The 26,739-nt window shown below is 63.4% G+C and carries 28 protein-coding genes; 3 read left to right on the forward strand and 25 right to left on the reverse strand.

The annotated features are described in order from the left end of the window. Positions 1-6 precede the first annotated feature (6 nt). The 5 genes from ccmE to ccmA are packed head-to-tail and all read right to left on the reverse strand — an operon-like array spanning position 7 to position 2,743. Complete coding sequence (gene ccmE / locus LU688_RS19640; RefSeq protein ID WP_023632021.1) at positions 7-462, reverse strand: cytochrome c maturation protein CcmE; 456 nt, start codon at positions 460-462, stop codon at positions 7-9. Continuing rightward, entirely contained in the window at positions 459-635 is a 177-nt protein-coding gene (gene ccmD, locus LU688_RS19645; RefSeq protein WP_023632020.1) for a heme exporter protein CcmD, read from the reverse strand. Before ccmD ends, ccmE begins: the two co-directional genes overlap by 4 nt. Further along, the gene (locus LU688_RS19650; protein ID WP_023632019.1) at positions 632-1,399 is read right to left on the reverse strand and encodes a heme ABC transporter permease; all 768 of its coding nucleotides are present in this window, start codon (positions 1,397-1,399) and stop codon (positions 632-634) included. Before LU688_RS19650 ends, ccmD begins: the two co-directional genes overlap by 4 nt. Before the next feature lie 46 nt (positions 1,400-1,445). Further along, positions 1,446-2,114, reverse strand: a complete 669-nt coding sequence (gene ccmB / locus LU688_RS19655) for a heme exporter protein CcmB (RefSeq protein WP_031315999.1) — start codon at positions 2,112-2,114, stop codon at positions 1,446-1,448. Further along, the gene (gene ccmA / locus LU688_RS19660) at positions 2,111-2,743 is read right to left on the reverse strand and encodes a cytochrome c biogenesis heme-transporting ATPase CcmA (RefSeq protein WP_094012462.1); all 633 of its coding nucleotides are present in this window, start codon (positions 2,741-2,743) and stop codon (positions 2,111-2,113) included. Before ccmA ends, ccmB begins: the two co-directional genes overlap by 4 nt. A gap of 133 nt (positions 2,744-2,876) precedes the next feature. On the opposite strand from ccmA, the gene fliK reads away from it, so the two are divergent. From fliK to LU688_RS19675, 3 genes are all read left to right on the forward strand, one after another. Continuing rightward, complete coding sequence (gene fliK / locus LU688_RS19665) at positions 2,877-4,445, forward strand: flagellar hook-length control protein FliK (protein ID WP_160291298.1); 1,569 nt, start codon at positions 2,877-2,879, stop codon at positions 4,443-4,445. Further along, a complete protein-coding gene (locus LU688_RS19670) occupies positions 4,442-4,777 on the forward strand; it encodes an EscU/YscU/HrcU family type III secretion system export apparatus switch protein (RefSeq protein WP_160291299.1) in 336 nt (111 codons plus the stop codon). Before fliK ends, LU688_RS19670 begins: the two co-directional genes overlap by 4 nt. An 80-nt stretch (positions 4,778-4,857) precedes the next feature. Beyond that, positions 4,858-7,605 (forward strand): dermonecrotic toxin domain-containing protein, encoded by a 2,748-nt coding sequence (locus LU688_RS19675; protein ID WP_160291300.1) that lies wholly within the window; start codon positions 4,858-4,860, stop codon positions 7,603-7,605. Between the two features lie 42 nt (positions 7,606-7,647). On the opposite strand, the gene LU688_RS19680 is transcribed toward LU688_RS19675, so the two are convergent. From LU688_RS19680 to fliN, 20 genes are all read right to left on the reverse strand, one after another. Continuing rightward, positions 7,648-8,043, reverse strand: coding sequence for a DUF2802 domain-containing protein (locus LU688_RS19680; RefSeq protein WP_023630608.1), 396 nt, complete (start codon positions 8,041-8,043; stop codon positions 7,648-7,650). Between the two features lies 1 nt (position 8,044). Beyond that, a complete protein-coding gene (locus LU688_RS19685) occupies positions 8,045-8,524 on the reverse strand; it encodes a chemotaxis protein CheW (protein ID WP_023630607.1) in 480 nt (159 codons plus the stop codon). Positions 8,525-8,591: 67 nt separating this feature from the next. After that, the gene (locus tag LU688_RS19690; RefSeq protein ID WP_160291301.1) at positions 8,592-9,512 is read right to left on the reverse strand and encodes a CheW domain-containing protein; all 921 of its coding nucleotides are present in this window, start codon (positions 9,510-9,512) and stop codon (positions 8,592-8,594) included. Further along, complete coding sequence (locus LU688_RS19695) at positions 9,512-10,300, reverse strand: ParA family protein (protein ID WP_023631839.1); 789 nt, start codon at positions 10,298-10,300, stop codon at positions 9,512-9,514. Before LU688_RS19695 ends, LU688_RS19690 begins: the two co-directional genes overlap by 1 nt. Before the next feature lie 78 nt (positions 10,301-10,378). Further along, positions 10,379-11,236 carry a flagellar motor protein MotD gene (gene motD / locus LU688_RS19700; RefSeq protein ID WP_094012458.1) on the reverse strand — a complete coding sequence of 286 codons (858 nt, stop codon included), beginning with the start codon at positions 11,234-11,236 and terminating at the stop codon, positions 10,379-10,381. Positions 11,237-11,239: 3 nt separating this feature from the next. Further along, entirely contained in the window at positions 11,240-11,980 is a 741-nt protein-coding gene (locus LU688_RS19705) for a flagellar motor protein (protein ID WP_023631606.1), read from the reverse strand. Then, positions 11,980-13,104, reverse strand: coding sequence for a protein-glutamate methylesterase/protein-glutamine glutaminase (locus LU688_RS19710; RefSeq protein WP_038706553.1), 1,125 nt, complete (start codon positions 13,102-13,104; stop codon positions 11,980-11,982). The genes LU688_RS19705 and LU688_RS19710 overlap by 1 nt, the downstream gene beginning before the upstream one ends. A 45-nt stretch (positions 13,105-13,149) precedes the next feature. Then, positions 13,150-15,363 carry a chemotaxis protein CheA gene (locus LU688_RS19715; protein ID WP_160291302.1) on the reverse strand — a complete coding sequence of 738 codons (2,214 nt, stop codon included), beginning with the start codon at positions 15,361-15,363 and terminating at the stop codon, positions 13,150-13,152. 12 nt (positions 15,364-15,375) lie between these two features. Then, the gene (locus LU688_RS19720) at positions 15,376-16,164 is read right to left on the reverse strand and encodes a protein phosphatase CheZ (RefSeq protein WP_023630862.1); all 789 of its coding nucleotides are present in this window, start codon (positions 16,162-16,164) and stop codon (positions 15,376-15,378) included. A 19-nt stretch (positions 16,165-16,183) separates the two neighbouring features. Beyond that, a complete protein-coding gene (locus LU688_RS19725; RefSeq protein WP_177182950.1) occupies positions 16,184-16,558 on the reverse strand; it encodes a chemotaxis response regulator CheY in 375 nt (124 codons plus the stop codon). Between the two features lie 105 nt (positions 16,559-16,663). Then, positions 16,664-17,404, reverse strand: a complete 741-nt coding sequence (gene fliA / locus LU688_RS19730) for an RNA polymerase sigma factor FliA (protein WP_038706555.1) — start codon at positions 17,402-17,404, stop codon at positions 16,664-16,666. Beyond that, positions 17,401-18,234, reverse strand: coding sequence for a flagellar synthesis regulator FleN (fleN, locus tag LU688_RS19735; RefSeq protein ID WP_023630864.1), 834 nt, complete (start codon positions 18,232-18,234; stop codon positions 17,401-17,403). The genes fliA and fleN overlap by 4 nt, the downstream gene beginning before the upstream one ends. A gap of 114 nt (positions 18,235-18,348) precedes the next feature. Continuing rightward, a complete protein-coding gene (gene flhF / locus LU688_RS19740; RefSeq protein WP_046854690.1) occupies positions 18,349-19,662 on the reverse strand; it encodes a flagellar biosynthesis GTPase FlhF in 1,314 nt (437 codons plus the stop codon). 11 nt (positions 19,663-19,673) lie between these two features. Further along, on the reverse strand, positions 19,674-21,803 hold the full coding sequence (gene flhA, locus LU688_RS19745; protein ID WP_094012456.1) for a flagellar biosynthesis protein FlhA: 2,130 nt from the start codon (positions 21,801-21,803) through the stop codon (positions 19,674-19,676). A 1,020-nt stretch (positions 21,804-22,823) separates the two neighbouring features. Continuing rightward, positions 22,824-23,966 carry a flagellar biosynthesis protein FlhB gene (gene flhB / locus LU688_RS19750; protein WP_094012455.1) on the reverse strand — a complete coding sequence of 381 codons (1,143 nt, stop codon included), beginning with the start codon at positions 23,964-23,966 and terminating at the stop codon, positions 22,824-22,826. Positions 23,967-23,968: 2 nt separating this feature from the next. Further along, positions 23,969-24,745: a flagellar biosynthetic protein FliR gene (gene fliR, locus LU688_RS19755; protein WP_094012454.1), complete on the reverse strand. Its 777-nt coding sequence runs from the start codon at positions 24,743-24,745 to the stop codon at positions 23,969-23,971. 7 nt (positions 24,746-24,752) lie between these two features. Continuing rightward, positions 24,753-25,022 carry a flagellar biosynthesis protein FliQ gene (gene fliQ / locus LU688_RS19760; RefSeq protein WP_046854686.1) on the reverse strand — a complete coding sequence of 90 codons (270 nt, stop codon included), beginning with the start codon at positions 25,020-25,022 and terminating at the stop codon, positions 24,753-24,755. A 21-nt stretch (positions 25,023-25,043) separates the two neighbouring features. Beyond that, on the reverse strand, positions 25,044-25,799 hold the full coding sequence (gene fliP / locus LU688_RS19765; RefSeq protein ID WP_046854685.1) for a flagellar type III secretion system pore protein FliP: 756 nt from the start codon (positions 25,797-25,799) through the stop codon (positions 25,044-25,046). Beyond that, positions 25,799-26,251 (reverse strand): flagellar biosynthetic protein FliO, encoded by a 453-nt coding sequence (fliO, locus tag LU688_RS19770; RefSeq protein WP_094012453.1) that lies wholly within the window; start codon positions 26,249-26,251, stop codon positions 25,799-25,801. The genes fliP and fliO overlap by 1 nt, the downstream gene beginning before the upstream one ends. After that, positions 26,252-26,707: a flagellar motor switch protein FliN gene (gene fliN / locus LU688_RS19775; protein WP_046854683.1), complete on the reverse strand. Its 456-nt coding sequence runs from the start codon at positions 26,705-26,707 to the stop codon at positions 26,252-26,254. It abuts the gene before it with no gap. Between the last annotated feature and the right edge of the window lie 32 nt (positions 26,708-26,739).

Here is a 26,739-nt window from a genome sequence, read left to right on the forward strand (position 1 = left end):
CCGCGTTCATGGCTTGGCCCCCGCATCGCTGGCGGCCTGGCCGCTTTCCTTCAGCGCCTTGGTGACTTCCGGCGGCATGTATTTCTCGTCGTGCTTGGCCAATACCTCATCGGCCACCACCACGCCGTCGGCATTGAGCTTGCCGAGGGCGACAATGCCCTGCCCTTCGCGGAACAGGTCGGGGAGGATGCCGCGGTAGGTGATAGGCACCGACTTGCTGTAGTCGGTGACCACAAAGCGCACGTCGAGCGAATCGGCCGAGCGCTGCACCGAGCCTTTCTCGACCATGCCACCGGCGCGGATGCGGGTGTCCAGGGGCGCCTCGCCGTTGGCGATCTGCGTCGGGGTGTAGAACAGGTTGATGTTCTGCTGCAGCGCACTCAGGGCAAAGCCCACGGCGACGCCGACGCCGGCCAGCAAGCCTAGGATGATGAACAGGCGTTTCTTACGCTGCGGATTCACGGTTTGTTCTCCCGGCGCAGACGACGCGCCTCTTCTTGCAGGTAACGACGGCGGGCCAACAGGGGCGCGGCGACATTCAACGCCAGCACCGCCAGGCAGATGCCATAGGCCGACCAGACGTACAGGCCATGGTGGCCCATGGCGAGAAAGTCAGTGAAGGAGGCAAAGCTCATCGTGCCGCCTCCCGGCCAAGCTGGCTCAGCACTTCATCCTTGACCCAACTGGCCCGCGCCTCGCGCTTGAGCACTTCCAGACGCATGCGCAGCAAGAGCACGGCTCCGAAGAAGCAATAGAAGCCCAACGCGGTGATCAGCAACGGCGCCCACATTTCCACCGGCATTGCCGGCTTTTCGGTGAGCGTGAAGGTGGCGCCCTGGTGCAGGGTATTCCACCACTCCACCGAATATTTGATGATCGGGATGTTGATCACGCCGACGATCGCCAGCACTGCGCAGGCCTTGGCAGCGCTGTCGCGATTGCTGATGGCCTGACCCAGGGCAATGATGCCGAAGTACAGGAACAGCAGGATAAGCATGGACGTCAGACGCGCATCCCAGACCCACCAACTGCCCCAGGTGGGCTTGCCCCAGATTGCCCCGGTGACCAGGGCCACCGCGGTCATCCAGGCACCAATGGGCGCCGCGCACTGCAGCGCGACATCGGCCAGTTTCATCTTCCACACCAGCCCCACCACGCCTGCCACGGCGAGCATCACATAGCACGACTGCGCCAGCATGGCGGTCGGCACATGGATATAGATGATGCGGAAGCTGTTGCCCTGCTGGTAGTCCTGGGGGGCGAAGGCCAGGCCCCAGGTGATGCCGACCAGCAACAGCACGATGGCGCAAACGGTCAGCCACGGCAGCATGCGGCCGCTGATGGCATAGAACCATTTGGGGGAACCCAGCTTGTGGAACCACGTCCAGCTTATTTTCATCAGGGTACATCCAGGGTGTTGGCCGGGCTGCAATGCCCGGCACTCGTTATTCGCCGACGCTGATCTTCAGGCCGGCCGCGATCGCAAAGGGTGCCAATGTCACCGCCAGGGCCGTCAGGCTGGCGAGCCAGAGCAGATGACCGGTGGCGGGCATATTCTGCAACGCCGCCTGCAACGCACCACTGCCCAGGATCAATACAGGGATATACAACGGCAGAATCAACAATGCCAGCAGCAGGCCGCCGCGCTTGAGACCGACCGTCAGCGCCGCCCCAACCGCGCCCAGCAGGCTCAAGACCGGGGTGCCCAGCAACAAGGAGGCGAGCAGCACCGGCAGGCAACTGGGCGGCAGCCCCAGCATCAGCGCCAGCAGCGGTGCCAACAATACCAGCGCCAACCCGGAAAAGATCCAGTGCGCCAGCACCTTGGCCAGTACCAGCATGGCCAACGGATGCGGCGAAAGCACCCACTGCTCGAGCGAGCCGTCCTCGAAATCACTGCGAAACAACCCGTCGAGCGACAACAATACCGCCAGCAAGGCCGCTACCCAGACCAGTCCTGGCGACAAGGTTTGCAACAATTGTGTCTCTGGCCCTACCGCCAGCGGGAACAGGGCAACGACAATGGCGAAGAACACCAGCGGGTTGGCCAGCTCCGCCGGGCGGCGGAACAACAGCCGCGCCTCGCGGCGCAACAGCAGAAGGAATACGCTCATGCCGCCCATTGCCCCAGGTTCAGCTCGCGATAGCCGGATGGCTTGCGCTCGAGCGTATGGTGGGTGGTCAGCACCACGGTACCACCCTGCTCGCAGTGCGCCGCCAGGTGCGCTTCCAGTTGGGCCACGCCCTGCTTGTCAAGAGCGGTGAAAGGTTCGTCGAGGATCCACAGCGGCGGGCTGTCCAGGTACAGCCGGGCCAGGGCCACGCGGCGCTGCTGGCCAGCGGACAGGGTATGGCAGGGCACGTCCTCGAAACCGCGCAGGCCGACAGCCTCCAGCGCCTTCCAGATCGCCTCGCGGTTGGCCGGGCGGTGCAATGCGCAGAGCCAGGCAAGGTTCTCTTCGGCGGTGAGCAGGTCCTTGATCCCGGCGGCATGGCCAATCCACAGCAGGATGCTGGCCAGGGCATGGCGTTGTTCGGCCAACGGCTGCCCCCCCAGCAGGATCTGCCCGGCGGTGGGCTGCATCAGCCCGGCCAGCAGGCGCAGCAAGCTGGTCTTGCCGCTACCGTTGGGGCCGGCGATCTGCAGCATGTCGCCGGGGTGCAGCTCGAAGTGCAGGTGCTCGAACAGCAGCCGCCAGTCGCGCTCGCAGGCCACGCCCGCAGCTTGGAGGTGAAGGGTCACGGTATCGCCTTATGCAGTCTGTGTCTCAAGTCGCTCCAACCCCTGCCGTTATACTGGCAATGGCGAGCGAGCGGCATTATTGCACGCGCCACGGCGCTGCCAAGAGGGCTGGTTCGACAGGTTGTATACAATCATGACTGAAATCAATAGTCTCAGCACACAAACCGCGGTAAGCGCCCAAGCGACCAGGGCCGCGATGTCCGGCGAACTGCTGCGCCTGCTGCAGGCCCAGCCCGGTCTGCTGCCGCCTGGAGAAGTCGCCGAAGCCAAGGTCGTCACCCTGCGCCAGATCGGCCAGGAGTTCCAGATGCTGCTGCGGCTCACCCAGGCCAATGGCAACCAGATCCAGGTATTGACCACCGCCAGCCAGCCGCTGCCCCCCGGCAGTTTGATCACCGTCACCCAGCCCGAGAGCAGCCGCCTGGCGGTGATGGTGCAGCAGGCCAGTGCCGGCAACATCGCTACCTTGACTCAACTGGATACCCGGCAGCTCCCGGTCGGCACCTTGCTGCAGGCCAAGGTGCTGACCAGCCAGGTACTGCCGCAAAGCCCTGGCTCAGCCGTCACCTTCCGCTCGCTGGTGAGCCTGCTCAACAGCAGCCAGGCGGGTGCCACCCTGGCCATCGACAGCCCGCGCAGGCTTCCCGTGGGCAGCCTGCTCAGCGCGCTGGTGCAGGGCGAGCAGGCGCTGCGCTTCGTGCCCCTGAGCGGCCGCCAGGACCAATTGGCCGTTACCCAGCACCTGTCGACCCAGCAAAGCCTCCAGGCCTCCTTGCCGGGTGTGCTCAACAGCCTGCAGCAGATCACCAGCAGCCCCGATGCAGCCCCGGAGCTGCGCGCCAGTGCCGAGCGCCTGCTCGCCAGCCTGCCGGAAGCGCGGCAACTCGGCGATGCGAAAAACCTGGCCCAGGCACTGAACAACAGCGGCACGTTCTTCGAATCCAAGCTGCTGGGCGGACTCGCCAGCGGCATCGCGCCCGACCTCAAGGCACAACTGGTCAAGCTGGTGGCCCAGGCGCTGCCCAGCGTGCCCGGCCATCCACCGCTGGCTACCGCGCTCGCCACCGGCACCCTCGCCCAGGCCCTGCCAGGGCTGGCGCGCAGCGCCCTGGGCATGCTCGGCCAGGTCAGCCCACGACCGCTGCCAAGCGCTTTTCCCCTGCCCTCGCGGCTGCTGCAGAAGCTGGAAAGCGAAGGCGACCTGCAGCAACTGCTGCGCCTGGCCGCCGCGGCGATCTCGCGGCTGCAGAGCCATTCGCTGTCCAGCCTGCAGCAGAGCGGCACACTCGACAACGGTAACCAGCAGACCACCTGGCAGACCGAGGTCCCGGTGCGCCATGGCCAGGAGTTCATTCCCCTGCAAGTGAAGCTGCAACGCGAAGAAACCCCGGAGCAACAAGCCGATCGTGAACGTGAACAGGATGATCCGTTGAAGGCACTGTGGCGCATCGAACTGGCATTCGACCTGTCCCCACTTGGCCCGCTGCAGGTCCAGGCGCAATTGGCCCAGGGTCGACTGTCCGGCCAGCTGTGGGCTCAGCAGGAACAAACCGCGCGGCTGATCGACAGCCAGTTGGGCGCCTTGCGCGAACGCCTGGTGGCCCGCGGGCTGGACGTTGGCGACCTGGAATGCCACCCCGGCACGCCGCCCCAAGGCCCGCGCACGCGCCTGGAACAACGCTGGGTGGACGAGAACGCATGAGCAGCAAGCAACCGCGCCAGGCCATTGCCCTGATCTACGACGGGCAACAGGCCCCGACCCTGAGCGCCAAAGGCGACGACGAATTGGCCGAAGCCATCCTCGCCCTGGCCCGCGAACATGACGTGCCGATCTACGAGAACGCCGAGCTCGTGCGCCTACTGGCGCGCCTGGAGCTGGGGGAACAGATCCCCGAGGCGTTATACCTGACCATCGCCGAGATCATCGCGTTCGCCTGGCAGCTGCGCGGCAAGATGCCCATGGGCTTCAGCGATGCACCCGCCGCCGAGCGCGACATCACCCCCCAACTGCCCGGCCTGCCCTACCATTCCTGACGACGGGCGGTAGCCGACTGCCGCACGCGGGCGGGGCGAATCGCTCATCGTGACGACCCATTCTTTCCAGGGTCATCACCATGAAGCCCCGTTTCGTCAACAATGCCGGTGTGCGCTATGTCCGCGACCACCTCAAGGACTTCCCACGCCCCGATCATGCCGCGGCCACGGCGATTCGCGACTGGGCCGCTCGCCGCGGTCAGTCTCTGGACCCCGACCGCACCGATGTGGTCGTACTGCACCATCAATGGCGCCACGGCGTGGGCGAGGTTGGCGTCGTGGCACAGAAAATGACGCTCACTCAGGCCGTCATGGCCAACTGGCAGGGCGAGTCCAGCAACAACCTCATTGGCGCAGCCTTGAACAGCCCCTGGGCCGGGCACTTTCCCGACAGCCAAAGCATCACCCTGGTCGACCGACTGGATCCCCCTGGTCCACTATCCAACAGTAGCGGCTATCCCATCTACAATGGCTTGTTCCGCCAGACCACCCCCAGCGAATACAGCGCCCGGACCCATGTGAGACTGGCTGCAGAAGACCTCCAGCAGTTTATCTGCAACCTCGACTTTCACAGCGCCTACAAGGCCATGCTGGACACGTACTGGCGTAGCCACGCAACCAGTCATCGGCTGGCGGCGAAAATCGCCTTCATTACCGCCTGCAACCGCCAGCTCGCCGAAGGCAGCCTCGACGACCAGGCGCGCCGGCTCGCCTGGCGCGCTGCGGGGTTGGAGCAGGCCCCGCAGCCGCTGCTCCGACGCTTCGTGAACATCTATGGCTATGTCGCCACCGACCTGCTGCAGATCAGCGACCCTGAAAGCGGCCTGACCCTGCTCTATATCCCTGGCAACTCCGCGCCACTGCATACCTTCGCCACCCCCTCGGCGCTGCAGGACTGGGTCGCCAGTCAGTGCCGCAACACGGACACCCGCGCTGCCCTGCTACATCACTTTGCTCTCGCCGACCAACCCGACGGCCTCGACTTCAGCGGCTTGGCTACCGCACTGGACGGGCTCGCCGCCTTCCCCACACTCAACCACCTGTCTAGCAACCGCCCCGGGTTCACCGCTGAAGGCGTCTGGCAGCCAAGCACCTACGTCAACTACAAGCCGGACAAGTACAGCCCGCTGATCGAGGAGGAGCTTTTCTGGGCGCTGACCCACCAACAACGCAAACGCAGCTATGAGGACGCCGACTATCGCATCACCAGCAATGGCGAAATCACCAAAGCTCGCTGGCGCGCCTACCTGAACGCGGCGGTCAACCTGCTCGCCCCGCTTGCCATCGTCGTACCGGAACTGGCGCCGATCCTTGCCTTGGGCGGCATCGCTCAACTTGGTCTGGGTCTGGATCAGGTGATCAATGGTCATGGCCAGCAGGAGCGCGCCGAAGGCGTAGGCATGGCTACCTTTGGCGTGCTAAACGCCCTGCCGTTGGCGCACGCTACCCTGACGCGCGATGCAGCGCTCTACCGCTTCAAGAACGAGGGTTTCATCGCGCCGCAGGCGATCAATGGTCGACTGGGCTATCCACTAAGCCCCGTCTCACCGCCGCGCTTACCCGTGAGCGAGGTCGCGCCCTACTTCCACATTCCCGACCCCATCCCAGCGCTGGAGGGCGCCGATACGGCTACCTACCAAGCCATTGATCGAAGACCACGATTTGATGGAACACCCGATCTGTTGGCAGCCTGCGTGGGCGGCTACAACACCGAAGTGGTTTACGACCTGGAGAACGACAGCTTCATCCTCGAGGGCGATATTAATGCGGTCGATCCCCAGTACTACCTTCCCCGGCTCGGCACCCGCGACCTGCAACCGGTGAGCCTGGCCGGCCGAGAGGTCACCGATGCCATGCGCATGCGCACGCTGCGCGCCCTTGGCGTGGAACTGCATTTGCCGGTACAGATGCCTGGTCCGTTTCCAGCCGGGGCACGGCCCGTTCCACGACAATTCCTGAGCCTATGGGTGGGGGACAAAGCAATCGACCCGCCATTACTGAGCAATCTGCGCAGCAATGCAGAACGCCTGCACGGCAGTTCCTACACCCTGCGGCTATACCTGTCGAAGGCCAGCACCAGCGCCTTTGATGAAAATCTGCACCTGCTTGCAAAGAAAGCACCTGGCGTGCAGATAGTGCCACTGGAGGAACAGGACTGGTTCCGCCACTTTCGTGAAGGCCCATACCATCCCCAGTATCAGGCAGCCCTCGATGGCGGCAATTTCGCCTCCGCCTCTGATGTGCTGCGCTATTGCATGCTCCACAGCCAAGGCGGTATCTACATGGACGTTGACGACCACCTGCTGGCGGTGGGCGAATATCCCTACAAGGTGAATGGCCGGCCGGTGGGCAGCCCCGCTGAAGCCATCGAGCAGGTGGACCTGAGCACCACCGACGACGGGCTGCTGCTGTTCCCTCCGATGTCCAACGAAAAGCTCGGGATGAACTGCCAGTTCAACACCAGCCTGATCGGCAGCCACGCCGGCAACCCGACACTGCTGGCAATCAGCGAGGAGATGCGCAGCCGCTATCTGGTTGAACCAGAGTTCTATGGCAGCTGCCCCAGTCTGCGGGACGACCCAGCCGGCTTCTATCGTTATGCCGCCAGCCTCAACCGCTTGACCGGCCCGGGGCTGCTCACCGACGTCGTAGACCAGCACCTGCCGGTGCTGAGGACCCTGCGCCATATCACCAATCTGTTCCAGATGCCCCGCATCAATACCTTCCAGTATGTGAATCCAGAGGCCTATCGGGCTGCATTACGCCAGTGGCTGCCGTTCAACCGCCTGATGCGAGTGGGTGGCAATCATTCATGGGCAAAGCCCTGATTGCGGGATGAAAAAAGGCGACCGCCGGGTCGCCTTCCTTGCTCACTCGCCGCGGTGCAGCTTGCTCATCAACTGCGCCTCGGCCTGGGTCAACCCGCAGGTCTGGGTCAGCTCCTCGACGCTGGCGCCCATGCCCACCAGCTTGGCGGCCTGGGCGAAGGTGACGCTGTTGGGGTCGCGCTGCTCGAGTTGCTGGAGCTTCTCGGGCAGCGGCGCCACCACCGCGCGCAATTCATGGATCGCTTCGCCCATGCGCACGGTACCGTTCTGGTAGTCGTCCAAGCGTTTGGCGAGGTCCTTGATGCGCTGGTCACGCAGCGCATCGCCCTGGGCCTGCTGGGCGGCCAGCTCGCGCTGGCGCTTGCTGTAGTTGAGGAAGAACCACAGGCTCAGTGCCCACAGCAGCGCCAGGAAGATGACAGCAACCTCGAAGATCAACTCAGATGTTCTCCAGCTCGGACCACTCTTCCTCGGTCATCATCTTGTCCAGCTCGACCAGGATCAGCAGCTCGCCATTCTTGTTGCACACGCCCTGGATGAACTTCGCCGATTCTTCGTTGCCGACGTTCGGCGCGGTCTCGATCTCCGACTGGCGCAGGTACACCACTTCAGCGACGCTGTCGACGAGGATGCCGACCACCTGCTTGTCCGCCTCGATGATGACGATACGGGTGTTGTCGGTGACTTCGCTCGACATCAAGCCGAAGCGCTGGCGGGTGTCGATCACCGTCACCACGTTGCCGCGCAGGTTGATGATGCCCAGCACATAGCTGGGGGCGCCCGGTACCGGGGCAATCTCGGTGTAGCGCAGAACTTCCTGCACCTGCATGACATTGATGCCGTAGGACTCGTTGTCCAGACGGAAGGTTACCCACTGCAGGATCGGATCTTCGGAACCTTGTGCAGACGACTTTTTCATTCCCCTAGCCCTCAAAATCCGCCATTGGCGGTGTGCTCTGTGTTGCCGCGGCAGTAGCGGCGTTGATTCAGTTGTGTTTGGTGTTCATATGCTTGACCGCGCCACTGGCGATCAGCTCGGCCAGTTCGGCGACGTCGAGCAACGCGCACATGTGTTCGATCACCGTGCCGGCCAACCATGGGCGTTGGCCGCGCTGGCTGCGCCATTTGATCTCTTTCGGGTCCAGGCGCAGCGAGCGGCTGACCTGGTGCACGGCCAGCCCCCATTCGTAGCCCTGGACCGATATGACATATTGCAGGCCCTGGCGGAAATCGTCCCGATAGCGGTCGGGCATGACCCAGCGGGCGGTATCCAACACCTTGAGGTTGCCCGCCTGGCATGTGAGGATGCCGAGGAACCAGTCCGGCTGGCCGAACAGCGGCGTCAGTTCCTGGCCGGCCAAGGTATAGATCGAGCCCAGGCATACCAGCGGTACCGCCAGGGTCAGGCCGGCGACATCGAACAGCAGGCATTCGAATGGCTCGGCGGCCCATTCCGGGCGCCCGTCGACCGTGGCCGGTGGTGTGGGCGCGGCAGGCGCCGCCGGTACATGCAGTTCCACCAGTGGCGTCGCCGGCTCGATGGCCGGAGCTTCGGTCAATAGCGGGATGCTGGCCTCTGCCACCACCTCACGCTCGACCACCGCCACCACCGGGTCCATGACAGGCGTGACGGGCGGCAGCACGGTTGGCAGGACCTTGGCCTGCGGCTCGGCAAAAGGCCGGGGCGCAGGCGCGGCCGGCATGACCTGGCGCTGGGCATCGCGGGCCTGTTCCTCGCGGACCGCCGCCTCGAACTCATCGCCGGGGGCCTGCTCCACGTGCGGCGCGACCGCCGCGTCCTGTTCTTGCGGCAGCTCGAGTGGCTCGGTAGCCTCCTGCAGCAACCCATCCAGGTATGACTGCAAGGCCATCTGCGGCTTGGTGGTGATGTGCGGTGCCTGGTTCATCAGGCCACCTGCAGCGCGGAGCGATAGGTGAGCAGATGCTTGAGCAGCGCCCGGTAGGCCACCACGCCACGGCTCTTGCCGTCGAACTGCGAGGGCGTGACACCGTTGCGGCTGGCATCGCGCAGGCGCGTATCCACCGGAATGTAACCTTGCCAGACCTGATCGCCATAAGTGTCGCGCAGCACTTTCAAGGTGCCCAGCGACGCCTGCGTGCGTCGATCGAACAGGGTCGGCACGATCTGGTACGGCAACGCCTGCTTGCGCGAACGGTTGATCATGCCCAGCGTGCCCACCATGCGCTCCAGGCCCTTGACCGCGAGAAACTCGGTCTGCACCGGGATCACCAACTGCTGGCTGGCGGCCAGGGCGTTGACCATCAGCACGCCCAGCAAGGGCGGGCTGTCGATCAGGGCGAAGTCGAAATCCTGCCACAGCTGCGCCAGACTCTTGGCGATCACCAGGCCCAGGCCACTCTGGCCCGGTGACTGACGCTCGAGCACCGCCAATGCGGTGCTCGACGGCAGCAGCGAGATACGCTCGTCACTGGTGGGGAGCAGCAGCTGGCCTGGCAGCCCGTCGGGCACCGTGCCTTTGTGCAAGAACAGGTCGTAGCAGCTGTGCTCCAGCGCATCCGGGTTGTGCCCAAAATAGCTGGTCATCGAACCGTGCGGATCGAGGTCGACCACGACCACGCGCTTGCCCGCCTCGGCCAGCAGGCCGGCCAGGGCGATGGTGGTGGTGGTCTTGCCGACGCCACCTTTTTGATTGGCTACTGCCCAGACTCTCATCGTGCGTTGCTTCCTCCCGGTATGGCCGCCTGCCCTGCCGGGAACGGTGTGAAGTTCAGTGACGGGGATTTGACGAAATCAGCCCCCGGTCGTCGGTGCTGGCGAGGCTGGTGCACTTTGTGTGCCAGCCCGGCGCATCGCCGCGTCCGGGGTGGCGTTGGCGCTGCCGCTGCCGGTCAGGCTGCGGCGCACTTCCAGGTTACGCGAGATCACCAGCACCACCCGGCGGTTGCGCGCGCGGCCGTCGGCAGTGTCGTTGCTGGCCACCGGCTGGTACTCGCCATACCCCACCGATGCCATGCGCGCCGGGTTGACCCCTTCCATGGCCAGCAAGCGGACGATGCTCGCCGCCCGCGCCGACGACAGCTCCCAGTTGGTCGGATACTGGGCGGTACGGATCGGCAGGTTGTCGGTGAAACCCTCGACGTGCACCGGGTTGGCGAACGGCCTGAGGATCTTTGCCACCTTCTCGATGATTTCGAATGCGACATCACTGGGCATGGCATCGGCGCTGGCGAACAACAGCGAGGAGTTGAGCTCGATCTCCACCCACAATTCATTACCGCGCACGGTCATCTGGTTGGACTTGATCAGGTCGCCGAAGGCGTCACGCATATCGTCGGCGATGGTCTTGAGCGGGTCGGCGCTGGTCTGCGCCAGGCCCGCGTCGGTCTGCTCGCTGTCCTTGATCAACGGTTCGGCCGGCTTGACGCTCAGCGGGCGCTCATCGCCGATCGGGATCGGTTTCATGCTGCGCTCGGGGTCGTTGAACACGCCGATCAGCGCCTGGGAGATCTGCTTGTACTTGCCTTCGTTGATCGACGAAATCGAGTACATGACCACGAAGAAGGCGAACAGCAGGGTAATGAAGTCGGCATACGAGACCAACCAGCGTTCGTGGTTCTCGTGCTCTTCGACTTTGCGACGGCGTGCCATGGCTTACTCCATGAAGCCTTGCAGCTTCAGCTCGATCGAGCGTGGGTTCTCGCCTTCGGCAATCGACAGCAGGCCTTCGAGCAGCATCTCGCGGTAACGCGACTGGCGCAGGGTGATGGCCTTGAGCTTGTTGGCGACCGGCAACAGGATAAGGTTGGCGCTGGCCACGCCATAGATGGTGGCGACGAAGGCGACGGCGATGCCGTTGCCCAGTTGCGAGGGATCGGCGAGGTTGCCCATCACATGGATCAGCCCCATGACCGCACCGATGATACCGATGGTCGGCGCGTAGCCGCCCATGCTCTCGAACACCTTGGCAGCCTGGATGTCACGGGACTCCTGGGTCAAGAAATCGACTTCGAGGATGCTGCGAATGGCTTCCGGCTCGGCACCGTCGACCAGCAACTGCAGGCCTTTGCGCGCATAGGGGTCAGGCTCGGCATCGGCGACGCCTTCCAGGCCCAGCAGGCCTTCCTTGCGCGCCGTCAGGCTCCAGTTCACCACCCGGTCGATGCCGCCGGCCAGGTCCACCCGTGGCGGGAAGAAAATCCAGCGGATGATCTGCAGGGCACGTTTGAACGACGACAGCGGCGACTGCAGCAATGCCGCCGCCAGGGTGCCGCCCAGCACGATCAGTGCCGCCGGGCCGTTGATCAGCGCACCGACGTGGCCGCCCTCCATGAAATTGCCGCCGACGATGGCGACAAAGGCGAGGATCAGGCCGATCAGGCTCAATACATCCATCAGACGCACGCCTCGACCAAGTGCTTGCCGATCTCGTCAAGGCTGTAGACAGCGTCGGCGAGGTTGGCCTTGACGATCGCCATGGGCATGCCATAGATCACACAGCTGGCTTCATCCTGCGCCCACACGGTGCTGCCACCCTGCTTGAGCAGGCGCGCGCCTTCGCGGCCATCGGCGCCCATGCCGGTGAGGACCACCGAGAGCACCTTGTCGCCGTAGGACTTGGCAGCGGAACCAAAGGTGATATCCACGCAGGGTTTGTAGTTCAGGCGTTCATCGCCCGGCAGGATCTTCACCGTGCCACGGCCGTCGACCATCATCTGCTTGCCACCCGGGGCCAACAGGGCCAGGCCCGGGCGCAGCACGTCACCGTCCTCGGCCTCTTTGACATTGATCTTGCACAGTTTGTCCAAGCGCTCGGCAAAGGCCTTGGTGAAGGCCGCCGGCATGTGCTGGATCAACACGATCGGCGCCGGGAAACCGGCGGGCAGTTGGGTCAGCACCCGCTGCAGCGCAACCGGACCGCCCGTGGAGGTGCCGATCGCAACCAGTTTGTACGGCTTACGCTTGGGTGCCGGCGAATGCGTGGCAGCCGTTGCTGCGGCGCGGGCCGGGGTGGCAGTGCGCGCAGGCGCGGTACCGGCAAAGCTGCTGGCTGGAGCCTGGCTGCTGGCCGGTGCAGGCGCGGCGGCTGGGGCCGGGCTCGAATAGGCACTGAAACGTCGGTTGCTGCGCGAGATGGTGTGGACCTTCTCGCAGAGCATCTGCTTGACCTTCTCCGGGTTGCGCGAGATGTCTTCGAAATTCTTCGGCAGGTAGTCGACCGCACCGGCATCCAGGGCGTCGAGGGTGACGCGGGCGCCTTCATGGGTCAGCGAGGAGAACATCAATACCGGCGTCGGGCAGCGCTGCATGATGTGACGCACCGCAGTGATGCCGTCCATCATGGGCATTTCATAGTCCATGGTAATGACATCGGGCTTGAGCGCCAGCGCCTGGTCGATCGCTTCCTTGCCGTTGGTCGCGGTACCCACGACCTGGATCGTCGGGTCGGACGCGAGAATTTCCGAGACACGGCGGCGGAAGAAACCGGAATCATCCACCACCAGGACCTTGACTGCCATAAACACTCCGTTAGGCGGCGCACCCGCCTGGGCGCGCCACCGAAATCAAATACGCCGGGCGGCGTAACGCTTGAGCATGCTCGGGACGTCGAGGATCAGCGCGATACGGCCGTCACCGGTGATGGTCGCGCCGGACATGCCCGGGGTTCCCTGCAGCATCTTGCCCAACGGCTTGATCACCACCTCTTCCTGGCCGACCAACTGGTCGACCACGAAACCGATGCGCTGGGTGCCGACCGAGAGGATCACCACATGACCTTCGTGCTGCTCTTCGTGCTCGTGGTCCTGGACCAGCCAGCGCTTGAGGTAGAACAGTGGCAGCGCCTTGTCGCGCACGATCACCACTTCCTGGCCATCGACCACGTTGGTGCGCGACAGGTCGAGGTGGAAGATCTCGTTGACGTTGACCAGCGGGAAGGCGAACGCCTGGTTGGCCAGCATCACCATCAGCGTCGGCATGATCGCCAGTGTCAGCGGCACCTTGATGACGATCTTCGAGCCCTGACCCTTGGCCGAGAAGATGTTGATCGAGCCGTTGAGCTGGGAAATCTTGGTCTTCACCACGTCCATGCCGACACCGCGGCCGGACACGTCGGAGATCTCTGTCTTGGTCGAGAAGCCCGGGGCGAAGATCAGGTTGTAGCAGTCCGACTCGCTCAGGCGGTCGGCCGCGTCCTTGTCCATCAGCCCCTTTTCCACGGCCTTGGCGCGCAGGATGCTCGGGTCCATGCCCTTGCCGTCGTCGGAAATCGACAGCAGGATGTGATCACCTTCCTGCTCGGCGGACAGCACCACCCGACCCATGCGCGACTTGCCGGAGGCCTCGCGCTCGTCGGGCATCTCGACGCCATGGTCGACGGCGTTGCGCACCAAGTGCACCAATGGGTCGGCCAGAGCCTCGACCAGGTTCTTGTCCAGGTCGGTTTCTTCGCCGACCAGCTCCAGGTTGATCTCTTTCTTGAGCTGGCGAGCCAGGTCGCGAACCAGGCGCGGGAACCGCCCGAAGACCTTCTTGATTGGCTGCATGCGCGTCTTCATGACCGCGGTCTGCAGGTCGGCGGTGACCACATCGAGGTTGGACACGGCCTTGGACATGGCCTCGTCGCCGCTGTTGAGCCCCAGGCGCACCAGGCGGTTACGCACCAGCACCAGTTCGCCGACCATGTTCATGATCTCGTCCAGGCGCGCGGTGTCGACCCGCACGGTGGTCTCCGCCTCGCTGGCGCCATGCTTGTCGGCGGCCGGCGCCGGCGCCCGGGCCGGAGCGGCAGGCTTGGCAGCGGCTGGCGCGGGAGCGGGGGCAGGCGCCGGCTTGGCAACCGGCTTGGCTTCGGCCTTGGCCGCGACAGGTGCGGCAACAGCGGCGGCTGGCGCCTCGGCAACAACCGCCTCGCCAGAAAACTTGCCCTTGCCGTGCAACTGGTCGAGCAGCGCCTCGAATTCGTGTTCGGTGATGCTCTCGTCGGCCGCCGCTGGGGCCTCACTGGCTGCAGGCGCAGCGACGCCAGGCAATGCGTCGACGGCGAAGGTGCCCTTGCCGTGCAACTGATCGAGCAGCGACTCGAATTCGTCGTCGGTGATCTCATCACTGGCAGGGGCAACGGCCGCTGGCTCACTGGCAGCGGTATCTGGCGAAAACTGGCCTTTGCCGTGCAACTGGTCGAGCAACGACTCAAATTCGGCGTCGGTAATCTCGTCACCACCCGCGCTGACCTGTTCACCCTGCAGTTGCTCGTGAACCTGGGCCTCGGCCTTGACCGCATCGAGCGAATCAAGCAGTTGCTCGAACTCGGTGTCGGTGATGTCGGGCTCGGCAGCCGGCGCCTCGGCGACAGCGGCCACCTCGACCGGGGCCGGCTCGTCGGCACCAGCGGGCTCGGCCAGGCGCGACAGCGCTGCCAGCAGCTCACGGGTGGCCGGCGTGACATCGGTGCGCTCACGTACCTGGCCAAACATGCTGTTGACCGTGTCGAGTGCTTCGAGCACCACGTCCATCAGCTCCGCGTCGACCCGGCGCTCACCTTTGCGCAGGATGTCGAACACGTTCTCGGCAATGTGGCAGCACTCCACCAACTCATTGAGCTGAAGGAAGCCGGCGCCCCCTTTTACAGTGTGGAAACCGCGGAAAATCGCGTTGAGCAGGTCCGCATCATCGGGCCGGCTTTCCAGCTCGACCAATTGCTCGGACAGTTGCTCGAGGATTTCGCCGGCTTCTACCAGGAAATCCTGGAGGATTTCTTCATCGGCGCCGAAGCTCATTAAACGTGCTCCTTAAAAACCCAGGCTGGACAACAGATCGTCGACATCGTCCTGGCTGGACACGACGTCTTCACGCTTATCGGCATGAATCTGCGGACCTTCACCCCGAGTCGGATGTTTTTCTTGATCTTTTTCAGCGCGCAGCTGCTGGTGGTCATGTTCGATACCGGCAAAGCGGTCGACCTGGCTTGCCATCAGCACGAGCTTGAGCAGATTGCTTTCGACTTCGGTGACCAGCGTGGTCACCCGTTTGATCACCTGGCCGGTGAGATCCTGATAATCCTGGGCCAGGACGATATCGTTGATATGGCCCGCGACCTTCTGATTACCTTCGGCACTGTGCGTCAGGAAACTGTCCACACGCTTGACCAGCTCACGGAATTCCGGCGCTGCCACCTCGCGGCGCATGAAGCGCTGCCAGTCGGCGGACAGGCTCTGCGCCTCGCTGGCAAGATCGTTGAGCACCGGGGTACACGCCTCCGCCAGGTCCATGGTGCGGTTGGCCGCACCTTCGGTGAGGCGGACCACGTAGGAGAGGCGCTCGGCGGCATCGGTAATCTGCGACACTTCCTCGGCCTGCGGCATGGCCGGGTCGATCTGGAAGTTGACGATTGCACTGTGCAGTTCGCGGGTGAGCTTGCCGACTTCCTGGTACAGCCCGCGGTCGCGGGTCTGGTTCAGTTGGTGGATCAGCTGCACCGCCTCACCGAACCGGCCGCGCTCGAGGCTCTCGACCAGCTCCTGGGCATGCTTCTTCAGGGTTGATTCGAACTCACCCAAAGAGTTGTTGGTTGACTCCATTGCGCCCCCCAGACGTGACTCAGCCGTTGACGCGTTCGAAGATCTTTTCGATCTTTTCTTTCAGCGCCAGGGCGGTGAAAGGCTTGACCACGTAGCCGTTGACGCCGGCCTGGGCCGCCTCGATGATCTGCTCGCGCTTGGCTTCCGCGGTGACCATCAGTACCGGCAGGTGCTTGAGGCGCTCGTCGGCACGGACCGCGCGCAGCAGGTCGATACCGGTCATGCCCGGCATGTTCCAGTCGGTTACCAGGAAGTCAAAAGGCTCGCTGTTGAGCATCGGCAGTGCCGTGTTGCCGTCATCAGCTTCCTTGACGTTGGTGAACCCCAGGTCACGCAACAGGTTCTTGATGATCCGCCGCATCGTCGAAAAGTCGTCAACGATGAGGATTTTCATGTCTTTGTTCAATTAGACCTCCAAGCAGTCTTAAACGCGCTCGGCGCCGAGCGCGCGCTCAATCAATTCGGCACTACAAAAAAAACGACTGCACTGAACCCGGGTTCAACGTGCCCGCCACTCCCCAAGGCGGCTGCGCAAACGCGCGGCGCACTGGCTGTGCAACTGGCTGACACGCGATTCGCTGACCCCCAGCACCTCACCGATTTCCTTGAGGTTCAGCTCTTCGTCGTAGTACAGCGCCAGGACCAGGCGTTCACGCTCCGGCAGGTTGGCGATCGCATCGGCCAGCGCAGCCTGGAAGCGCTCGTCTTCCAGGTCACGCGCCGGCTCCAGCTGGCCGCTGGCTCCGTCCTCGTGCAGCCCTTCATGTTCGCCGTCCTGCAATAGGTCGTCGAAACTGAACAGGCGGCTGCCCAAGGTGTCATTCAAAATCCCGTAGTAATCATCGAGACTCAATTGGAGTTCGGCAGCAACCTCGTGATCTTTAGCGTCGCGGCCAGTCTTTGCTTCGACACAGCGGATCGCGTCACTGACCATGCGCGTGTTGCGGTGCACCGAACGTGGCGCCCAATCGCCCTTGCGCACCTCGTCGAGCATGGCGCCGCGAATACGAATACCGGCGTAGGTTTCGAAACTGGCACCCTTGCTCGCATCGTATTTGTTGGCCACTTCCAGCAAGCCGATCATCCCGGCCTGGATCAGATCCTCGACCTGGACGTTGGCCGGCAGACGCGCCAACAGGTGGTAGGCGATACGCTTGACCAGTGGCGCGTAGCGTTCGATCAGCTCGTACTGCGCGTCCTTGGCGGCCTTGCTGTACATCTTGAAACCGCTCGCGTTCATAGCACCGGCCCTGCACTGGTGGGCTGCACCAGGCGCTCGACAAAGAATTCCAGGTGCCCACGCGGGTTGGCAGGCAGCGGCCAGCTGTCGACCTTCTGCGCGATGGCCTTGAACGCCAGCGCACACTTGGACCGAGGGAAGGCCTCATAGACCGCCCGCTGCTTCTGCACGGCCTTGCGCACGCATTCGTCGTAAGGCACGGCACCGACGTATTGTAGGGCGACGTCGAGGAAGCGGTCCGTGACCTTGGTCAACTTGGCGAAAAGGTTGCGGCCTTCCTGTGGGCTCTGGGCCATGTTGGCCAGCACACGGAACCGGTTCATCCCGTAATCGCGGTTAAGCAGCTTGATCAGCGCGTAGGCGTCGGTGATCGAGGTCGGCTCGTCGCACACCACCAGCAACACTTCCTGGGCGGCGCGGACGAAACTGACCACCGAGTCACCGATACCCGCAGCCGTGTCGATCACCAGCACATCGAGGTTGTCGCCGATGTCGCTGAAGGCCTGGATCAGGCCGGCGTGTTGCGCGGGCGCCAGGTGCACCATGCTCTGCGTGCCGGAGGCCGCCGGGACGATGCGCACACCACCCGGGCCTTGCAACAGCACATCGCGCAGCTCGCAGCGGCCTTCGATCACGTCGGCGAGGGTGCGCTTGGGCGTGAGCCCCAGCAGAACGTCGACATTGGCCAGGCCCAGGTCGGCGTCCAGCAACATCACCCGGCGGCCGAGCTCGGCCAGCGCCAGGGACAGGTTCACTGAAACGTTAGTCTTGCCGACGCCACCTTTGCCACCGGTCACGGCGATCACCTGTACGGGATGCATGCTACCCATGTCTGTTCTTTACCTTGTCTCGCTTGGACCCAGGCCACATGAGGGGCTGAACATTCAAGGCCACGGTCCGGCCGGGCAACCCCATGATGTAGGTACTTTGCACAGTATTCACCCTCAACCCGCGCGCTTGCCAGGGCTGTGGTACAGATCAGCGAACATGTCGGCCATGGCCTCGTCGCTGGGCTCTTCCTGCAATTGCACACTGACGGCGCGGCTTACCAACTGGTGCTTGCGCGGTAGCTGCAGGTCGTCGGGAATGCGCGGCCCATCGGTCAGATAGGCCACCGGCAATTCATGACTGATGGCCAGGCTCAGCACTTCGCCGAGGCAGGCCGTTTCGTCGAGCTTGGTCAGGATGCACCCGGCCAGGCCGCAGCGCTTGTAGCTGTGGTAGGCGGCGGTGAGCACCTGCTTCTGGCTGGTGGTCGCCAGCACCAGGTAATTCTTCGCGGCGATGCCGCGCCCGGCCAGAGTCTCGAGCTGCATGCGCAGCGCCGGATCACTGGCCTGCAGGCCGGCAGTGTCGATCAGCACCACACGCTTGCGCAGCAGCGGCTCCAGGGCCTGGGCCAGCGACTCGCCCGGATCGACGTAGGTGACCGGCACATTGAGGATGCGACCCAGCGTCTTGAGCTGTTCCTGGGCGCCAATGCGGAAGCTGTCCATGCTCACCAGCGCCAGGTTGTTCGCGCCGTACTTGAGCACGTAGCGCGCGGCGAGCTTGGCCAGCGTGGTGGTCTTGCCCATGCCGGCGGGGCCGACCATGGCGATCACCCCGCCCTCTTCGATCGGTTCGATCTCGGGCACATCGATCATCCGCGCCAAGTGCGCCAGGACCATGCGCCAGGCATGACGTGGTTCTTCGATGCCGGCGGTGAGGTCGAGCAGCTCGCGGGCCAGGCCACCGGAAAGGCCAAGGCGCTGCAGCCGGCGCCAGAGGTTGGCCTGCTGCGGCTTGCTGCCTTGCAGCTGGCTCCAGGCGAGCGAACCGAGCTGGACTTCAAGCAGCTCGCGCAAGCCGGTCAGCTCGAAACGCATGGCATCGAACAGGCGTGGATCAACCGGTGCCGACGCCGGCGCGGTAACCACCGCGGGTTCATCGACATGCTGCTCGATCAGCGGCTCCGAGGCGGTCAGCGGCTGCCCGGCGAACAATTGCCGGTTGCCGCCTTCGACGGCATCGCCACGCCCGGTCAGTTCGGCCTGGGCGGTAACGATGCGCGACTGGGTCTTGCGCAGCTCGTCTTCGAGCTCTGCGTTGGGCACGCGCGGGGCCAGGGCGGACAGCTTGTAGTCCAGCGCAGCCGTCAGCTCGACACCGCCAGCAATGCGCCGGTTGCCAATGATGGCGGCATCGGAGCCGAGCTCATCACGGACCAGCTTCATGGCCTGACGCATATCGGCGGCAAAAAAACGCTTAACTTGCATAACCCACTACCTCAGCCGTTGGGGCCCACGGTGGCAACGATGGTGACTTGCTTGTTGTCAGGTATTTCCTGATACGCCAAAACATGCAAATTCGGTACAGCCAGGCGACCGAAGCGCGACAGCATGGCGCGGATCGGGCCGGCTACCAGAAGGATGGCCGGCTGGCCCTGCATTTCCTGGCGCTGGGCTGCCTCGATCAACGAACGCTGAAGCTTTTCGGCCATGCTCGGCTCAAGAAGAACACCATCTTCCTGACCCTGCCCGGCCCTTTGCAGACTATTGAGCAAGATCTGTTCCAACCTTGGCTCAAGGGTAATCACAGGCAGCTCGGACTCAACGCCGACAATGCTTTGCACGATGGCGCGACACAATCCGACGCGCACCACCGCCACCAGCGCGGCGGTATCTTGACTCTTGGCCGCGTTGTTGGCGATGGCTTCGGCAATGCTGCGGATGTCACGCACCGGCACCTGCTCGGCGAGCAGCGCCTGCAGGACTTTGAGCAGGCCCGACAAGGAAATGACGCCCGGCACCACCTCCTCGGCCAGTTTCGGCGAGACCTTGGCCAGCACTTGCAGCAGCTGCTGCACTTCCTCGTGGCCGATCAGCTCGTGGCAGTGTTTCTGCAGGATCTGGTTGAGGTGGGTGGCGACCACGGTGCTGGCGTCCACCACCGTGTAGCCCAGCGATTGCGCCTGGGCGCGCTGACCGACATCGATCCACACTGCCTCCAGGCCAAATGCCGGATCTCGCGAGGCGATGCCGTTGAGGGCGCCGAACACCTGGCCCGGGTTGATCGCAAGCTCCCGGTCCGGGTAGATCTCGGCCTCGGCCAGGATCACACCCATCAGCGTCAGGCGGTAGGCGCTGGGCTGCAGGTCGAGGTTGTCGCGAATGTGCACGGTGGGCATGAGGAAGCCCAGATCCTGGGAAAGCTTCTTGCGCACGCCCTTGATCCGCGCCAGCAACTGGCCGCCCTGGTTGCGATCAACCAGCGGAATCAGGCGGTAGCCGACTTCCAGGCCGATCATGTCGATGGGGGTGACGTCGTCCCAGCCCAGCTCCTTGGTTTCCATGGCGCGTTGCGGCGATGGCAGCAGGTCCTGCTGGCGCTGGGCCTCCTGCTGGGCCACGACCTTGGCCTTTTGCTGTTTTTTCCAGAGCAGGTAGGCGCCACCACAGGCCACTCCACCCAGGCCCAGGAAGGCCATGTGCGGCATGCCCGGCACCAACCCCATGACAATCATCAGCCCGCCAGAAACCGCCAGCGCCTTGGGCGAATCGAACATCTGACGATTGATCAGCTTGCCCATGTCCTCGGAGCCCGAGGCGCGGGTGACCATGATTGCAGCCGCAGTGGACAACAGCAGTGATGGCAATTGCGCCACCAAACCGTCACCGATGGTCAGCAAGGCATAGACCTTGCCGGCATCGCCGAAGCTCATGCCGTGCTGCAACATGCCGATAAGCATGCCACCGATGAGGTTGATGAAGAGGATGAGCAGGCCGGCAATGGCGTCACCGCGCACGAACTTGCTGGCACCGTCCATGGAACCGTAGAACTCGGCTTCCTGAGCAACTTCGCTACGCCGCGCCTTGGCCTGGGCCTGGTCGATGAGGCCGGCGTTGAGGTCGGCGTCGATGGCCATCTGCTTGCCGGGCATGGCGTCGAGGGTGAACCGTGCGCTCACTTCGGAGATACGCCCAGCACCCTTGGTCACCACCACGAAGTTGATGATCATGAGGATGGCGAACACCACGGCACCGACGACATAGTTGCCGCCGATCACCACTTCACCGAAGGCCTGGATCACCTTGCCCGCGGCGCCATGGCCTTCCTGACCGTGCAGCATGACCACGCGGGTGGACGCGACGTTCAGCGCCAGACGCAGCAGGGTCGCCACCAGCAGGATCGTCGGGAAGGCGGCGAAGTCCAGGGGACGCAGCGCATAGACGCAGACGAGGAGCACCACGATCGACAGGGCGATGTTGAAGGTGAAGAACACGTCGAGCAGGAACGGCGGTATCGGCAACATCATCATTGCCAACATCACCAGCAGCAGCAGCGGCACGCCGAGATTGCCCCGGCCGAGACCGGCCAGGTTGTTGCGGGCGTTGCTGATTAACTGAGTGCGATCCACCGCGATTCCTCTTCAAGCAAAACTTTGACGCCTGCGTGGCGCCTGGCGCTGCCTTTGCAAGAAGCCTTCCAACTTTTCTGGGGGTGGGGATTTTGAGGGGCTCGGGCTCGGGCTCGGGCTCGGGCTCGGGCTCGGGCTTAAGAGTGTGTGTTTTGATTCTTGTATGCGCATTCATCCGCCACGTCGACGCACAGTCACCTTTTCGCCTTTACGGCGACCTCCTTTTCTCTTGGGAAAAGGAGGCAAAACCGTTCGGCTCCGTTCATCCGGCCCCTACGCTTCGCTCCGGGGTCCCCTCGCTCCGTTCTTGCTCCCGTGGGTACCGCGCTGTACGGCCCATCCTGGGCCCCAGCGCTCGACGGCCATCCATGGCCGTCGCCCCACTACGCAAGAACTCCGCTCGGCCTCCTGAAGTCGCAATTGGTGGCGCCTGATCTATCGTGCGCTTAGAAGCAAGAGCAAGAGCAAGAGCAAGAGCAAGAGCTGAAAATGCGAATTTGGTTATTTGACAGCTAGTTATATATTGGCTGTTCCGACGTATCGCGGAGCAAGCCCGCTCCCACGTTGATTTCACGTCAAGCAGTATTCGTCTCTGTGGGAGCGGGCTTGCCCCGTGAAACAATCGAGAGATTAATTACGTTCCAACTAGCGACAGCTGCGCCAGCCCAGGCGCCGCTCGTACCTTCGCGACTTCAGGAGGCCGAACGCAGGTCTTGCGGAGGGAGGTGACGGGCATGGATGCCCGTCAAGCGCTGCGCCCCAGGATGGGGCGTTCAGCGCGGTCCTCCCGGGAGCAAGGCCGGAGCGAGGGAACCCCGGAGCGAAGCGTAGGGGCCGTATGAATGGAGCGAGCGGCTTTGCCTACTTTGGCCAAGACCAAAGTAGGCCGCCGTAAGGGCGGAAAGGTGAATAAGCGTCGCCATCGCAAATGAATGCGCACACAACCCCCAATACAACCGAAAACTCCGAACTCCGAACTCCGAACTCCGAACTACAAACTACAAACTACAAACTACAAACTCAGCTATCACGCTGCAAATCATCGGGAATCGGCAAATCCTTGTTCAAAGGCTCAGGCGCCTTGCCCTTGCCCGCCCGGTACTGCCGAACCTGGAACACAAACGCCAATACCTGCGCCACCGCCAGGTACAACCCCGCCGGGATCTCCTGCTCAAGCTCGGTGGAGTAGTAGATAGCCCGCGCCAGGGCCGCCGACTCGAGTATCTGCACATTGTGCTCGGCCCCGATCTCACGAATCTTCAGCGCGACAAAATCGGTGCCCTTGGCCACCAGCAACGGCGCCATACCCCCCTTCTCAGGGTCGTATTGCAACGCCACCGCATAGTGAGTCGGGTTGGTGATGATCACATCCGCCTCAGGCACTGCCGCCATCATCCGCCGCTGCGACGCCTCACGCTGCAACTGCCGGATACGCTGCTTGACCTCAGGCTTGCCCTCACTGTCCTTGTACTCGTCCTTCACTTCCTGCTTGGTCATCTTCATTTTCTTGTGCGTCTGCCAAAGCTGGAACGGCACATCCGCCGCCGCAATCAACAGCAGCCCCGCCGCCATCCACAACGCACTCCACCCCACCACCTGCACCGAGTGGATGATCGCCTGCTCGAGCGGCTCATTGGCAATCGCCAGCAACGCCTGACGGTCCGCCGACAGCACGACCAGGGCAACGATCAGGATCATGAAGAACTTGGCCATGGCCTTGACCAGTTCGGTCAACGCATTCAGTGAGAACATGCGCTTGATCCCCGACAACGGGTTCATGCGGCTGAACTTCGGCTGCAGCAAGCTGCCCGAGAACAAGAACCCTCCCAGCGCAATGGGCGCCACGAATGAAATCACGAACAGCAGCAGCAGTACCGGCTGCACAGCCCAGATGGCCATCTTGCCCGAGGCCAACAGGAATGCCGCCATGTTGCGCTCGTCGACCAGCACCTCCCGCGTAAGGCTGAAGTTCATGCGCATCAAGGCCATCAACGTCTCGGCCAGGTAGCCACCGAACGCCATCAGCGCACCCGCGCCTGCCAAGGTTACCGCGACGGTGTTCAGCTCCTTGGAACGGGCAATCTCCCCCTTTTCGCGCGAGTCTTTCTTGCGCTTGTCGGTGGGTTCCTCTGTCTTGTCCTGACCGCTCTCGCTCTCTGCCATGCTCAGCGCGCCCGTGCCAGCTCACGCAGCCACTGCAGCGCTTCGCTGGCCAGTGCCTGGTAATGGGAAAGAATATCGGCCAGGCCGATCCAGAAAATGATCAGGCCCAACACCAGTGTCAGCGGGAAGCCGATGGAGAAGATGTTCAACTGTGGGGCTGCGCGGGTCATGACCCCGAACGCAACGTTGACCACCAGCAGCGATGCAATTGCCGGCAAGATCAACAGCAACCCCGCCCCCAGCACCCAGCTAAGGCGCCCCGCCATCTCCCAGAAATGGTTGACCACAAGAGCGTTGCCCACCGGCAGCGTGGTAAAGCTCTCGGTGAGGATCTCGAACGCCACCAGGTGGCCATTCATCAGCAGGAACAACACGCTCACCAGCATCGTCATGAACTGGCTGACCACCGCCACGTTGACACCGTTGGTCGGGTCCATCATGGAGGCGAACGCCATACCCATCTGGATCGCAATGATCTGCCCCGCGATCACGAAGGCCTGAAACAGCAACTGCAGGGAGAACCCGAACAACGCCCCAACGATCACCTGTTCGCCGCACAACAGCACGCCGTGCAGGCTCAAGGGGTCTATCGGCGGCAACGGCGGAAGCGCCGGCACTATCACCACGGTAATGGCCAAGGCCGCATACAGCCGCACCCGGGCCGGCAGCATCTTGGTGCCAAAGATCGGCATGGTCATCAGCAGCGCCGTCACCCGAAACAACGGCAGGATGAAGGTAGCCACCCAGGTACCGATCTGAGTATCGGTCAGCTCCAGCATGGCCGCGTCAACCGATCAACTGCGGGATGCTGGTGTACAGGCCAATGAAGTACTCCATGAACTTCTGCACAAGCCAAGGGCCGGCGATGATCAGCGTGACCAGCATCACCAACAGGCGCGGCAGGAAGCTCAGGGTCTGTTCGTTGATCTGCGTGGCCGCCTGGAACATCGCCACCACCAGGCCGACCAGCAGGCTCGGCACCACCAGGATAGCCACCATCATGGAGGTCATCCACAAGGCTTCACGGAACAGGTCGACAGCGACTTCAGGTGTCATGCAAGGCTCTCCTTGATGGCGTCAGACACCGCCAAAACTACCCGCCAGGGTGCCCATGATCAGCGCCCATCCATCGACCAGCACGAACAGCATGATCTTGAACGGCAACGAAATGATCAGCGGCGACAGCATCATCATGCCCATGGCCATCAGCACACTGGCGACCACCATGTCGATGATCAGGAACGGGATGAAGATCATGAAGCCGATCTGGAACGCCGTCTTGAGCTCGGAGGTCACGAACGCCGGCACCAGGATCGTCAGCGGCACCTGATCCGGGCCTGCGATATCGGTGCGCTTGGACAGGCGCATGAACAGGTCCAGGTCGCTCTGCCGGGTTTGTGCCAGCATGAAGTCCTTCAACGGGCCCTGGGCCTTGTCGATGGCCTGCTGGGCCGTCATCTGCTCGGCCAGATAAGGTTGGATGGCATCCTTGTTCACCCGCTCGAACACCGGCGCCATGATGAACATGGTCAAGAACAGCGCCATGCCGGTGAGGATCTGGTTCGAGGGAGTCTGTTGCAGGCCCAGAGCCTGACGCAGGATCGAGAAGACGATGATGATGCGGGTAAAGCTGGTCATCAGGATGACGAACGCCGGGATGAAGCTCAGCGCCGTCATGATCAGCAGAATCTGCAGGCTGACCGAATACTCCTGCTGCCCGTCCGCGCCATTGGACAGGGTGATGGCCGGGATGGACAACGGGTCGGCAGCCAGGGCCAGCGGTGCAGCCAGCAGCAGCGCCAGCGTCAACAGTAAGCGCAGTGCGCCGGTCATCACTTCTTGTCCTTCTGATCCTTGCCCATCAGCTCAAGCAGCCGCTGGGCGAATTCCGGCGTGGCCTGGCGCGCATCGGCGGGCACGTCGACAGGCTCGGCCAGCACATGCAACGCCTCGATGCTGCCAGGGGTATGGCCAATGAGAATCTGCTCCTTGCCCACCTGGATCAGCAGCAGCCGGTCGCGCGGGCCAATGGCACGGGTGCCGACGATCTCGATGACCGGAGCGCCCCGCTGCACCGAACCCTGCATGCGCCGCAGCAACCAGCCCAGGAAAAAGATCAGGCCGACGACCACCAGCAGGCCGAATACGGTTTGCGCCAGCTGCGCGCCGAAGCCGCCAGGGGCAGGCGCCGCAGCCGGCACGGTTACCGGCTCGGCAGCGGCGATCACCACCTCACTGGCCAGCAACGTGCCAAGGGCCAGCATGGCCCGCACCATGCGCTTCACTCAGCGCAACTTCTTGATACGTTCGCTGGGGCTGATCACGTCGGTCAGGCGAATGCCGAACTTCTCGTTGACCACCACGACCTCGCCATGGGCGATCAGCGTGCCGTTGACCAGCACATCCAGCGGCTCGCCGGCGAGGCGATCAAGCTCGATCACCGAACCCTGGTTGAGTTGCAGCAGGTTGCGGATGTTGATTTCGGTGCTGCCCACTTCCATCGAGATGCTCACCGGAATATCCAGGATCACATCGAGGTTGGGACCTTCGAGGCTGACATTCTCGTTGGGCTTGGGGGAGCTTGCGAACTCTTCCATCGGCAGGCGGCCGGCGCCGGAGTCTGCAGCCAGCAGCGCATCGATGTCGGACTGGCCGGCATCGCCGGTCTCTTCCAGGGCCGCAGCCCACTCATCGGCCAGGGCCTGTTCCTCTGGAGAGTTGATCTCGTTTTCGTTAGCCATGATTTCCTCGACAGGCATTCAATACGTTTAAG

It is taken from the genome of Pseudomonas soli, from assembly GCF_021283165.2.
Taxonomy (GTDB): Bacteria; Pseudomonadota; Gammaproteobacteria; order Pseudomonadales; family Pseudomonadaceae; genus Aquipseudomonas; species Aquipseudomonas soli.